This window comes from Streptomyces sp. NPDC001796, from assembly GCF_042892355.1.
In the GTDB taxonomy this organism is placed as follows: domain Bacteria; phylum Actinomycetota; class Actinomycetes; order Streptomycetales; family Streptomycetaceae; genus Streptomyces.
This window is the reverse complement of record NZ_JBIAUC010000010.1, coordinates 254,282-265,801: the sequence shown is the minus strand read 5'-3', so window position 1 is coordinate 265,801 and position 11,520 is coordinate 254,282. Positions and strand designations below refer to the sequence as shown.

At 71.1% G+C, this 11,520-nt stretch carries 12 protein-coding genes; 11 read left to right on the top strand and 1 reads right to left on the bottom strand.

Annotated elements, in window-relative coordinates:
• Positions 1-423: 423 nt before the first annotated feature.
• The 7 genes from ACFYZE_RS22270 to ACFYZE_RS22240 all read left to right on the top strand — a co-directional run bounded on the left by ACFYZE_RS22270 (position 424) and on the right by ACFYZE_RS22240 (position 6,782).
• Positions 424-726, top strand: a complete 303-nt coding sequence (locus ACFYZE_RS22270) for an urease subunit gamma (protein WP_103838990.1) — start codon at positions 424-426, stop codon at positions 724-726.
• 13 nt (positions 727-739) lie between these two features.
• Positions 740-1,051 carry an urease subunit beta gene (locus ACFYZE_RS22265; RefSeq protein ID WP_200422093.1) on the top strand — a complete coding sequence of 104 codons (312 nt, stop codon included), beginning with the start codon at positions 740-742 and terminating at the stop codon, positions 1,049-1,051.
• A complete protein-coding gene (locus tag ACFYZE_RS22260) occupies positions 1,044-2,765 on the top strand; it encodes an urease subunit alpha (protein WP_388996681.1) in 1,722 nt (573 codons plus the stop codon). Before ACFYZE_RS22265 ends, ACFYZE_RS22260 begins: the two co-directional genes overlap by 8 nt.
• On the top strand, positions 2,765-3,439 hold the full coding sequence (locus tag ACFYZE_RS22255) for an urease accessory protein UreF (RefSeq protein WP_388996677.1): 675 nt from the start codon (positions 2,765-2,767) through the stop codon (positions 3,437-3,439). Before ACFYZE_RS22260 ends, ACFYZE_RS22255 begins: the two co-directional genes overlap by 1 nt.
• Positions 3,440-3,614: 175 nt before the next feature.
• Complete coding sequence (ureG, locus tag ACFYZE_RS22250; RefSeq protein WP_388996674.1) at positions 3,615-4,292, top strand: urease accessory protein UreG; 678 nt, start codon at positions 3,615-3,617, stop codon at positions 4,290-4,292.
• Complete coding sequence (locus ACFYZE_RS22245) at positions 4,280-5,044, top strand: urease accessory protein UreD (RefSeq protein WP_388996671.1); 765 nt, start codon at positions 4,280-4,282, stop codon at positions 5,042-5,044. Before ureG ends, ACFYZE_RS22245 begins: the two co-directional genes overlap by 13 nt.
• A gap of 139 nt (positions 5,045-5,183) precedes the next feature.
• Positions 5,184-6,782 carry an alpha/beta hydrolase gene (locus ACFYZE_RS22240; RefSeq protein WP_388996668.1) on the top strand — a complete coding sequence of 533 codons (1,599 nt, stop codon included), beginning with the start codon at positions 5,184-5,186 and terminating at the stop codon, positions 6,780-6,782.
• 76 nt (positions 6,783-6,858) lie between these two features.
• Here the strand turns inward: ACFYZE_RS22240 and ACFYZE_RS22235 are convergent, their stop codons facing one another.
• Positions 6,859-7,584, bottom strand: coding sequence for a lysophospholipid acyltransferase family protein (locus ACFYZE_RS22235; RefSeq protein ID WP_388996665.1), 726 nt, complete (start codon positions 7,582-7,584; stop codon positions 6,859-6,861).
• Positions 7,585-7,936: 352 nt separating this feature from the next.
• Between ACFYZE_RS22235 and ACFYZE_RS22230 the strand changes: the two genes are divergently transcribed.
• From ACFYZE_RS22230 to ACFYZE_RS22215, 4 genes are all read left to right on the top strand, one after another.
• Positions 7,937-9,022 (top strand): S-(hydroxymethyl)mycothiol dehydrogenase, encoded by a 1,086-nt coding sequence (locus tag ACFYZE_RS22230; RefSeq protein ID WP_388996662.1) that lies wholly within the window; start codon positions 7,937-7,939, stop codon positions 9,020-9,022.
• Positions 9,022-9,651, top strand: coding sequence for an MBL fold metallo-hydrolase (locus tag ACFYZE_RS22225; protein ID WP_388996659.1), 630 nt, complete (start codon positions 9,022-9,024; stop codon positions 9,649-9,651). The genes ACFYZE_RS22230 and ACFYZE_RS22225 overlap by 1 nt, the downstream gene beginning before the upstream one ends.
• Positions 9,652-9,895: 244 nt before the next feature.
• The gene (locus tag ACFYZE_RS22220; protein ID WP_388996656.1) at positions 9,896-10,258 is read left to right on the top strand and encodes a bifunctional 3-phenylpropionate/cinnamic acid dioxygenase ferredoxin subunit; all 363 of its coding nucleotides are present in this window, start codon (positions 9,896-9,898) and stop codon (positions 10,256-10,258) included.
• Positions 10,255-11,457: an NAD(P)/FAD-dependent oxidoreductase gene (locus ACFYZE_RS22215; RefSeq protein WP_388996653.1), complete on the top strand. Its 1,203-nt coding sequence runs from the start codon at positions 10,255-10,257 to the stop codon at positions 11,455-11,457. The genes ACFYZE_RS22220 and ACFYZE_RS22215 overlap by 4 nt, the downstream gene beginning before the upstream one ends.
• Positions 11,458-11,520 lie beyond the last annotated feature (63 nt).

The following is an 11,520-nucleotide window of genomic DNA, read 5'->3' as shown; positions in this document are numbered from 1 at the left end:
TGGAAGCCTGAAGAACTCCCATCATCGCAGGTCACAAGGCACTTCCTCGTTTCAAGAAGACTTATCCACAGACATCGAATCGGTGGATCAAGGCTAAGGCCCCGCAGGACGGTCCAGGGGCGATGGACGGCGCGCCGCCGGATCCGGGCTCGGGCTCGGCGAGCGGCGCCGCCGGATCCGGGCTCGGGCTCGGCGAGCGGCGCCGCCGGATTCGCACTCGTCGAGCGACCCGCCGGACTCGCGCCCGCCGCAGTGGCCGCAGATCCCCGGTTAACGTGCCCGAAACCCGGCGCAACAGGTCTCCGGTTAACGTGCCCGAAACCCGGTGCAATTAGCCTGCCCCTCCACGCCACCAGGGACTTTGCCCCGTGGCTGCGGCAACCGGGCCCCGCACGGTCCGGAGCGAGGACTGTGAGGTGGGACGTGCAACTGACCCCGCACGAGCAAGAGAGGCTGCTGATCCATGTGGCGGCCGACGTCGCCGAGAAGCGCCGGGCCCGGGGGCTGAAGCTCAACCACCCCGAGGCGGTCGCGCTCATCACGTCGCACATCCTCGAAGGCGCACGGGACGGACGGACCGTCGCCGAGCTCATGGCCTCCGGGCGCAAGCTGCTCACCCGGGACGACGTCATGGAGGGCGTTCCCGAAATGATCCACGACGTCCAGGTCGAGGCGACCTTCCCGGACGGCACCAAGCTCGTCACCGTCCACGACCCGATCGTCTGACGGGGGAGGCCGCATGATTCCCGGAGAGATCCTTTTCGACGACGGCCCGATCGTCTACAACGAGGGCCGCGAGGTCACCCGGCTCACCGTCCTCAACGCCGCCGACCGGCCCGTCCAGGTCGGCTCCCACTACCACTTCGCCGAGGCCAACCCCGGTCTGGACTTCGACCGGGCCGCCGCGCGCGGCAAGCGGCTGAACATCGCCGCCGGGACCGCCGTGCGCTTCGAGCCCGGTATCCCCGTGGACGTCGAACTCGTCCCGCTGGCCGGAGCCCGTGTCGTGCCCGGACTGCGCGGGGAGACCGGAGGTGCCCTCGATGCCTGAGATCTCGCGCGCGGCGTACGCCGACCTGTTCGGCCCGACCACCGGGGACCGGATCCGGCTCGCCGACACCGACCTCCTGATCGAGGTCGAGGAGGATCGTTCCGGCGGTCCCGGGCTCGCCGGTGACGAGGCCGTGTTCGGCGGTGGCAAGGTCATCCGGGAATCCATGGGCCAGTCCCGCGCCACCCGCGCGGACGGCACCCCCGACACCGTCATCACCGGTGTCGTCATCATCGACCACTGGGGCATCGTCAAGGCGGACGTCGGCATCCGCGACGGCCGCATCACGGCCATCGGCAAGGCGGGCAACCCGGACACCATGGACGGGGTCCACCCGGACCTGGTGCTCGGCCCGGAGACGGAGATCATCGCCGGCAACGGCCGCATCCTCACCGCCGGCGCCATCGACGCGCATGTCCACTTCATCTGCCCGCAGATCGCCGACGAGGCCCTCGCCGCCGGTATCACCACGCTGGTCGGCGGCGGCACCGGACCCGCCGAGGGCTCCAAGGCGACCACCGTCACGCCCGGCCCCTGGCACCTCGCCCGGATGCTGGAGGCGATGGAGGGTCACCCGCTCAACATCGGCCTCCTCGGCAAGGGCAACACCGTCTCGCACGACGCGATGCTCTCCCAGGTCCGCGGCGGCGCCCTCGGCCTGAAGCTGCACGAGGACTGGGGCTCCACGCCCGCCGTCATCGACGCTGCCCTGACCGTCGCCGACCGCACCGGCATCCAGGTCGCCATCCACACGGACACGCTCAACGAGGCCGGGTTCGTCGGTGACACGCTCGCCGCGATCAACGGACGGGGCATCCACGCCTACCACACCGAGGGCGCGGGCGGCGGGCACGCGCCGGACATCATGACCGTGGTGTCCGAGCCGCACGTGCTGCCCAGCTCCACCAACCCCACCCGGCCGTTCACCGTCAACACCGCCGAGGAACACCTCGACATGCTGATGGTCTGCCACCACCTGAACCCCGCCGTGCCGGAGGACCTGGCCTTCGCGGAGTCACGGATCCGGCCGTCCACGATCGGGGCGGAGGACATCCTCCACGACCTGGGCGCGATCTCCATCATCTCGTCCGACTCCCAGGCCATGGGGCGCGTCGGCGAGGTCGTCCTGCGGACCTGGCAGACCGCCCACGTGATGAAGCGGCGGAGGGGCGCGCTGCCGGGCGCCGGCCGCGCGGACAACCACCGTGTACGTCGCTATGTCGCCAAGTACACGATCAACCCGGCGCTCGCGCAGGGCCTCGCCCGTGAGATCGGGTCCGTAGAGACCGGCAAGCTCGCCGACCTCGTGCTGTGGGAGCCCGCGTTCTTCGGGGTCAAGCCTCAGCTCGTGATCAAGGGCGGGCAGATCGCGTACGCCCAGATGGGCGACGCCAACGCGTCCATCCCGACCCCGCAGCCGATCCTGCCGCGCCCGATGTACGGGGCGATCGGGCGGGCGCCCGCGTCCAACTCGTTCAACTTCGTGGCGCCGCTCGCGATCGAGGACGGGCTGCCGGAGCGGCTGGCACTGGGGAAGAAGTTCGTGGCCATCGACTCGACGCGCGGCGTCACCAAGGCGGACATGCGCGAGAACGACGCCCGGCCGCGGGTCGAGGTCGACCCGGACAGCTTCGCCGTCCACATCGACGGCGAGCTGGTCGAGGCGACACCCGCCGCCGAACTGCCCATGGCCCAGCGCTACTTCCTCTTCTGATGTCCCGGGCAGCGCTTCTCGTCCTGGCCGACGGCCGCTTCCCCGCCGGAGGGCACGCCCACTCCGGCGGGGCCGAGGCGGCCGTCCGCGCGGGACGGATCACCGGGGCCGCGAGCCTGGAGGACTTCTGCCGCGGGCGGCTGCACACGGCCGGGCTGGTGTCCGCCTCGCTGGCCGCGGCGGCCGCGCTCGGTGTGGATCCGGCCGCGCTGGACGCCGCGGCGGACGCCCGTACGCCCTCGGCCGCCCTGCGTGTCGCCGCGCGCAGGCTGGGACGGCAGCTGATGCGGGCCGCTCGGGCCGCGTGGCCTTCCGGGGAACTGGACGCGGTGGCGCGGGAGTTTCCCAGAGGGGCGCATCAGCCGGTTGTGCTGGGCGTCGCGGCTCGGGCGGCGGGGCTGGGTGCCGAGGACGCCGCGCACTGCTGCGCGTACGAGAGTGTGAGTGGGCCGGCCACCGCCGTGGTGCGGTTGCTCAGTCTTGATCCCTTCGATGCCACGGCGGTGCTCGCGCGGTTGGCGCCGGAGCTGGATCTGGTGGTGGACCAGGCGAGCGAGGCGGCGCGGCGTGTGCTCCACGACGGGGTCGACGCGTTGCCTGCGGCGTCCGCTCCACTGCTGGAGGTCGGGGCGGAGGCGCATGCCGCTTGGCCTGTACGTCTGTTCGCGTCGTAGGAGGTCCGCCCCCGCCGCACCTGACCATCCCCGTCCCTCAGGGGCTCCGCCCCTGCGACCCCGCCAGGGGGGCTTCGCCCCCTCGACCGCCATCGGCCTGAACGGTCTCGTCCTCAAGCTCCCCAAGCTCTTCGAGCAGGGGACCCCAGACGGGCTTTATCCACGGAGCCGCAATATGCACCTCGACCACACCCACCACAGCCCCGTCGCCCTCAGCGCCGACGCCCACCGCCCCGACGGATCCCGGCGTGCCCTGCGTATCGGGCTCGGCGGGCCCGTCGGGTCAGGGAAGACCGCCACCGTCGCCGCGCTCTGCCGGGCCCTGCGGGACGAGTTGTCGCTCGCTGTCGTGACCAACGACATCTACACCCGGGAGGACGCCGAGTTCCTGTTGCGGGAGGCGGTACTGCCGCCCGAACGGATCACCGCCGTCGAGACCGGCGCCTGTCCGCACACCGCCATCCGGGACGACATCTCGGCCAACCTCGAAGCCGTCGAGGACCTGGAGGACGCCGTCGGGCCGCTCGACCTCGTTCTCGTCGAGTCCGGCGGAGACAACCTCACCGCCACCTTCTCCAAGGGGCTCGTCGACGCGCAGATCTTCGTCATCGACGTCGCCGGCGGGGACGACATCCCGCGCAAGGGCGGTCCCGGTGTCACCACCGCCGATCTGCTCGTCGTCAACAAGACGGATTTGGCGCCGTACGTCGGTTCCGACCTCGCCCGGATGGCCGCCGACGCCAAGGCACAGCGGGGGGAGCTGCCCGTCGTCTTCCAGTCGTTGCGTGGTGAGGCCGGTGTCGGCGCCGTCGCCGACTGGGTGCGGCAGCGGCTCACGGCATGGGCGGCGTGACCTGGGGGGTACGGGCCACGGCGCGGATCGTGGCCCGGGACGACGGCCGGGGCGGTACGGCTCTGCCGGTGCTGGCCGGCGAGGGGCCGCTCGCGCTGCGCCGGACGCGGGCGCGGGGCGAGGAGGCGCGCGTGATGCTCGTCGGCGCGATGAGCGGGCCGCTCGGCGGCGACCACTTCACCGTCGAGGCCGAAGTGGAAAGCGGCGCCCTGCTGCACGTCGCATCGGCCGCCGCGACCATCGCGCTGCCCGGTCAGGCGAAGGGCGAGGCCCGTTACGACGTCCGGCTCTGCGTGGCCGCCGACGGTGAAATGCGCTGGCTGCCCGAACAGTTGATTTCGGCCAAGGGAAGCGAGCTGTACGTCTCCTCGCGCATCGACCTCGCGCCGGGCGCCCGTCTGGTCTTCCGAGAGGAACAGGTCCTCGGGCGGGCCGGTGAGGAGCCCGGACGGCTCACCAGCCGTCTCACCGTACGGCTGGACGGACGGCCGTTGCTCGACCAGGAGGTGGCCTGCGGACCGGGCGCCCCCGGCGGCTGGGACGGGCCCGCCGTGCTGGCGGGGCATCGGGCGCTCGGGCAACTGGTCGTCGTACGGCCGGAGTTCGAGCGAACGCCCGCGACGGCACGGCCGCTCGGGGAGTGCGCCGCGCTCACCCCGCTGGCCGGGCCGGGTGTGCTCGTCACCGCGGTCGCGCCCGACGCGCTGCGGCTGCGGCGGACGCTGGACGAGGCGTTGCGTGCACTTGGCTGAAACCCGACTCTCCGCTCAACGGACAGCGTTGTACCGGTTATCGGATTGGTAAAGAAAGTCAAATACCCCCTGTTCTCAGGGAGCTCACAGCCGAAAGGATCCCCCGTACCCATCGCAACGATGTACGGGGAGGTCCCACTTGAGGGGAATCAGACCGACGAGGCGAGCGTCCGCGCTCGGCTCCGCGGGGGCGCTCGTCACGGCGACGCTGATAGCAGGCGCCGTGGCGGCACCGTCGGCCACCGCCGACTCGCGCCACGGCCAGGACCGGGAGGCCCGCGGCGCCGCGATCGCCGCCGCACGGGCCGCCAAGGACGGGATCGACTGGCAGGACTGCCCGGCCGACTGGGGACTGGAGAAGCCCATCCAGTGCGGCTGGGTGACCGTCCCGCTCGACTACGCCCACCCGAACGGCAAGCAGATCAGGCTCGCCGTCGACCGCATCGGGAACACGGGCACCAAGCAGGAGCGCCAGGGCGCCCTCGTCTACAACCCCGGCGGCCCCGGCGGTTCCGGGCTGCGCTTCCCGCGCCGGGTCACCACCAAGAACCCCGTCTGGGCCAACGTGGCGAAGGCGTACGACTTCGTCGGCTTCGACCCGCGCGGCGTCGGCCACTCCGCGCCGATCTCCTGTGAGGACCCGCAGGAGTTCGTGAAGGCGCCGAAGGCGGACCCGGTCCCCGACACCGAGGCGGACAAGCTCGCCCAGCGCAAGCTGGCGGGCGAGTACGCGGAAGGCTGCCTGGAGCGCACCGGCCGCGCGATGCTCCAGCAGATGACCACGCCCAACACCGCCCGTGACCTGGACGTCATCCGTGCCGCGCTCGGCGAGAAGAAGCTCAACTACCTGGGCGTGTCGTACGGCACGTACCTGGGCGCCGTCTACGGCACGCTCTTCCCGGGCCACATCCGGCGCATGATCGTCGACAGCGTGGTCAACCCGTCGCGCGAGAAGATCTGGTACCAGGCAAACCTCGACCAGGACGTCGCCTTCGAGGGCCGCTGGAAGGACTGGGAGGACTGGGTCGCCGCGAACGACGCCTCCTTCCACCTGGGCACGACCCGGGCGGCGGTGCAGGAGAAGTGGCTCCAGCTGCGCGCCACGGCGAAGAAGAGCCCGATCGGCGGTGTCGTCGGCCCGGCCGAGCTGATCTCCTTCTTCCAGAGCGCCCCGTACTACGACTCCTCGTGGGTGCCGGTCGCCACCGTCTTCAGCAAGTACGTCGCCGGAGACACCAAGGCGCTCGTCGACGCCGCGGCGCCGGACCTGTCGGACACGGCGGGCAACATCGCCTCCGAGAACGGCAACGCCGTCTACACGGCCGTCGAGTGCACCGACGCCAAGTGGCCGAAGAGCTGGCGGAAGTGGGACCGGGACAACACCCGGCTCAACAAGGACTACCCGTTCATGACCTGGGCCAACGCATGGATGAACCTGCCGTGCGCCACCTGGCCCGTCAAGCAGCAGAACCCGGTCGACGTGGGGACCGGCAAGGGCCTGCCGACCGTCCTGATCGTGCAGTCCACCCGTGACGCCGCGACGCCGTTCGACGGCGCGGTCGAGCTGCACGAGCGCTTCAAGGGCTCCCGCCTGATCATCGAGAAGGACGCGGGCTCCCACGGCGTGACCGGTCTGGTCAACCCGTGCATCAACAACCGGGTCGACACCTACCTGCTCACCGGCAGGACGGACAGCGCCGACGTGACGTGCACGCCGCACGCCACGCCGAAGCCGTAGTACGCGGTCTGCGCAGCACCGCACGCGCGAAGGGGCGGCCGATCCCGGCCGCCCCTTCGTCGTCGGCCGACGCGCCTCAACTCAGCGGGAGCCGCGGGAGCCTGCGAGCGCGCTCCACGTTCTTCGCCGCCTCCTCCGCCTTGACGACCGCCGCGTACTGGTCGACGTACTCCTGCTCGGACAGGGTCAGGATGGCGTACATGATCTCGTCCGTGACGGCGCGCAGGACGGCCTTCTCGTTCTCCAGGCCGGCGTAGCGGGAGAAGTCCAGGGGTTTGCCGAAGCGGATCACCACGGGGTGGATGCTCGGGATGACCTGGCCCGGCGGCTGTGCCTCGAAGGTGCCGATCATCGCGCAGGGGATGACCGGCACCTTCGCCTTGAGGGCCATCACCGCGACACCCACCTTGCCCTTGTAGAGGCGGCCGTCGTGGGAGCGGGTGCCCTCCGGGTAGATGCCCAGCAGTTCGCCCTTGCCGAGGACGCCGAGGCCCTCGCGGATCGCGGCCTGCCCGGCGTCCTTGCCGGAGCGGTCCACCGGGATCTGACCGGCGCTGCGGAAGAACGCGGCGGTGAGCCGACCCTTGATGCCGGGGCCGGTGAAGTACTCGGCCTTGGCCAGGAAGGTGATGCGCCGTTTGAGGATCGCGGGCATCAGGAAGTGGTCGGAGAAGGAGAGATGGTTGCCGGCGATGATGGCCGGCCCCTGGGCCGGAACGTGTTCGAGGCCCTCGATGCGCGGCCGGAAGACCAGTCTCAGCAGCGGTCCGAGAAGGACGTATTTGAGCAGGTAATAGAACACGGCGGGCCCCTCACTCTGCCAGGTCGGCTTCGAGCCGGCGCTTTTCCGAGGTCAAGGCCAGGATCCCGAGGGTTGGCCCAGGTGCGACTGTAGTCATCTGTAACCGCCTTTGGTCAGGCTCATGCTGCTTCGAGGGCTTCCTTCGGAAGCCCGCCGCACCGCCCGCTTCGAAGTGACGTCAGGGCGATGATGCCCCGTCCAGGTCTGCGTTCCCCCCCGGTTTCACCGGGGAGCGCGGATTGCGTGACGGATCCTTGACCGCTGGTTCGCTCTCCACGATGCTGTGTTGCGAAATACGAGATGCGTGTCGTAATAGGCAACGTCTCGACCTTCTGTCAGCCGAGGAGTGGCCATGGCTCACCAGGTCCGTGCTGTCGTCGCCCGGGGCAAGGGCGCCCCCGTCAGCCTGGAAACGATCGTCGTGCCCGACCCGGGTCCGGGTGAGGCGCTGGTCAAGATAGAGGCCTGCGGGGTCTGCCACACCGATCTGCACTACCGCGAGGGCGGCATCAGTGCCGACTTCCCCTTCCTGCTGGGCCATGAGGCCGCGGGTGTGGTGGAAGCGGTGGGCGAGGGCGTCACGGACGTGGCCCCCGGTGACTTCGTCATCCTCAACTGGCGTGCGGTGTGCGGCCAGTGCCGCGCCTGTCTGCGCGGCCGGCCGTGGTACTGCTTCGACACGCACAACGCAAAGCAGAAGATGACCTTGACCGACGGCACGGAGCTGTCTCCGGCGCTCGGCATCGGCGCCTTCGCGGAGAAGACTCTGGTGGCGGCCGGGCAGTGCACCAAGGTGGACCGGGCGGCGTCGGCGGCCGCCGCCGGACTGCTGGGGTGCGGAGTGATGGCGGGCATCGGCGCGGCGATCAACACCGGGAACGTGGGACGCGGTGACAGTGTGGCCGTCATCGGGTGCGGCGGTGTCGGGGACGCGGCGGTCGTCGGATCCAACCTGGCGGGAGCGGCGAAGATCATCGCGGTGGACATCGACGACCGCAAGCTGGCCACCGCGAAGAAGCTGGGCGCGACCCACACGGTCAACTCGAGCCAGACCGATCCGGTGGCGGCGATCCGTGACCTGACCGGCGGATTCGGCGCCGATGTCGTCATCGAGGCGGTGGGCCGTCCGGAGACCTACCGGCAGGCCTTCTACGCCCGCGACCTGGCCGGCACGGTCGTTCTGGTCGGCGTACCGACCCCGGAGATGCAGCTGGAGCTGCCGCTGCTGGACGTCTTCGGCCGGGGCGGGGCGCTGAAGTCGTCCTGGTACGGCGACTGCCTGCCCTCCCGCGACTTCCCCATGCTCATCGACCTCTATCTGCAGGGCCGCCTGGACCTGGACGCCTTCGTCACCGAGACCATCGCCCTGGACGAGGTCGAGAAGGCCTTCGAGCGCATGCACGACGGCGACGTGCTGCGCTCGGTGGTGGTGCTGTGATGGGCGCACGCATCGAACGGCTCGTCACCTCCGGGCGGTTCACCCTCGACGGCGGCACCTGGGACGTCGACAACAACGTGTGGATCGTCGGCGACGACGACGAGGTGATCGTCATCGACGCCGCGCACGACGCCGACGCCGTCGCCGCCGCTGTCGGTGACCGGCGCCTGACGGCGATCGTGTGCACCCACGCCCACAACGACCACATCGACGCGGCCCCCGCTCTGGCCGACCGTACCGGCGCCCCGGTCCTCCTGCACCCCGACGATCTGCCGCTGTGGAAGCAGACCCATCCGGACCGGGCGCCCGACGCGGAACTGACCGACCGGCAGACCGTGGTGGTCGCGGGCGCCGAGCTGACCGTGCTCCACACGCCCGGCCACGCCCCGGGCGCCGTCTGCCTGTACGCCCCGGCTCTCGGCGCCCTGTTCAGCGGCGACACGCTCTTCGCCGGCGGTCCCGGGGCGACGGGGCGGTCGTACAGCGACTTCCCCACCATCATCGACTCGATCAGCCGACACCTCCTCGCGCTGCCCGGCGACACCGTCGTGCACACCGGCCACGGGCAGACGACCACCGTCGGCGCCGAAGCGCCGCACCTTCAGGAGTGGATCGCCCGCGGCTTCTGACCGCCGCTTCACGGCCTCGCCCAGGTGACGTCCGACGACGGCATCGGCGGCGAGGCCGTCGCTGCCCCGCGCCGCACCTCTCGCGCCTGCTCACCTCCGCTTTCGAGGCCGCTTCGTCGTGCGCGTAGACCGGCCGCGGACCCGGCTCAACCCGGGCCCTGGACGCCTTGACAACGGTTCAGGGCGGCCCGCAGACTGGCGTTGCGCTAATCGCAATCCGTTTCGCTATACGCACCGAGGTGTCATGATGATTCCCGCGTGCCGTCTCGCGGATCTGCCGCGAGGCGAGGCCCACCGGCTCGACATCGACCCGCCGGTCTCGGTGTTCCACACCGATGACGGCGAGCTCTTCGCCATCGACGACACCTGCACCCACCAGGACGCCTCGCTCGCCGACGGCTGGCTGGAGGGCTGCGAGGTGGAATGCCCGCTGCACGCCTCGAAGTTCGACCTGAGGACCGGAGCGGTGGACGCCCCGCCGGCCAAGCTGCCGGTGCGGACCCACGAGGTCCTGGTCGAGGACGGCATGATCTACGTCCGGCTGTCGACCGAGGCCCCCAACCTGCCGCCCTGCCTCGCCTCCCGCCTGGCCGGAGGCCCCGCGTGAGGACCGTCGCCGTGGTGGGCGCCTCGCTGGCCGGGCTGTCGGCCGCGCGCTCGCTGCGGAAACGGGGGTACGACGGTCGGCTGGTCGTCATCGGCGACGAGCCCCACCGTCCGTACGACAGGCCGCCGCTGTCCAAGGAGTTCCTCGCCGGCACCCTCGGCGAAGCGGATCTCGCGCTGGAGAGGGACGACGAGGACCTGCAGGCGGAATGGGTGCTCGGCACCCGCGCCACCGGGCTCGACCGCGCCGAGCGGGCGATCCGGCTCGCCGACGGCCGGGAGATCCGTGCCGACGGTGTCGTCATCGCGACCGGTGCGGCCGCGCGCAGGCTGCCCGGCACCGAGGGCCTCGCCGGCGTCCATGTGCTGCGCACCCTGGACGACGCCCGCGCCCTGCGCGACGACCTGGCCCGCGGCGGACGACTGGTGGTGATCGGCGGTGGATTCATCGGCGCCGAGGTCGCCTCCACCGCCTACGCCCTCGGCCTCGACGTCACGGTCGTGGAGGCCGCGCCGACGCCACTGGCCGGACCGCTCGGTGAGGTCATGGGCGGTGTCGTCTCCGCCCTCCACGCCGACCACGGCGTACGGCTCCTGTGCGGGGTGGGGGTCAAAGGGCTGAGCGGGGGCGAGCGAAGCGAGACGGGGGTCCCCCCGGACGGGGTCCGGGGGAGGGTGGACGCCGTCCTGCTCGAGGACGGCCGCAGCATTCCCGCCGACACCGTCGTCGTTGGTGTGGGCGCGCGTCCGTGCGTCGAGTGGCTCGAGGGATCCGGCGTCGCGCTCGACAACGGCGTGAAGTGCGGGGCCGACGGCCGCACCGGCCTCGCCGGAGTCGTCGCCGTCGGCGACTGCGCCAACTGGTACGACCCGCACACCGGAACCCACCGCCGCGTGGAGCACTGGACCGGTGCACTGGAGCGCCCCGACGCAGCCGTGGCCGCGCTGCTCGCGTACGGCGCGACGCAGCCGGGCGTGCCGCGACCGCCGTACTTCTGGTCCGACCAGTACGGCGTGAAGATCCAGTTCGTCGGCCAGGCCGCCGGTGCCGACAGTGTGACGGTCGAGGAAGGCGCCACCGACGACCGGAGTTTCCTGGCGGTCTACCGCAGGGCCGGTACGCCGGTCGCCGTGCTCGGGATGAACCAGCCGAGGCTGTTCACCCGTTGGCGCAAGCAGTTCACCGCGGCCAGGCCTTGACACCGCTGATGCGGCCTCTCATGCTGCGTTGCATATGACACGCAGCGTTGCCTCATACACAAC

What these genes read in the sequence shown, in the direction of transcription:
- ACFYZE_RS22265 (WP_200422093.1), top strand. Translation starts at nt 740, where the DNA reads ATGATTCCCGGAGAGATCCTTTTCGACGACGGCCCGATCGTCTACAAC.
- ACFYZE_RS22260 (WP_388996681.1), top strand. Translation starts at nt 1,044, where the DNA reads ATGCCTGAGATCTCGCGCGCGGCGTACGCCGACCTGTTCGGCCCGACC.
- ureG (WP_388996674.1), top strand. Translation starts at nt 3,615, where the DNA reads ATGCACCTCGACCACACCCACCACAGCCCCGTCGCCCTCAGCGCCGAC.
- ACFYZE_RS22230 (WP_388996662.1), top strand. Translation starts at nt 7,937, where the DNA reads ATGGCTCACCAGGTCCGTGCTGTCGTCGCCCGGGGCAAGGGCGCCCCC.
- ACFYZE_RS22220 (WP_388996656.1), top strand. Translation starts at nt 9,896, where the DNA reads ATGATGATTCCCGCGTGCCGTCTCGCGGATCTGCCGCGAGGCGAGGCC.
- ACFYZE_RS22225 (WP_388996659.1), top strand. Translation starts at nt 9,022, where the DNA reads ATGGGCGCACGCATCGAACGGCTCGTCACCTCCGGGCGGTTCACCCTC.
- ACFYZE_RS22245 (WP_388996671.1), top strand. Translation starts at nt 4,280, where the DNA reads ATGGGCGGCGTGACCTGGGGGGTACGGGCCACGGCGCGGATCGTGGCC.
- ACFYZE_RS22255 (WP_388996677.1), top strand. Translation starts at nt 2,765, where the DNA reads ATGTCCCGGGCAGCGCTTCTCGTCCTGGCCGACGGCCGCTTCCCCGCC.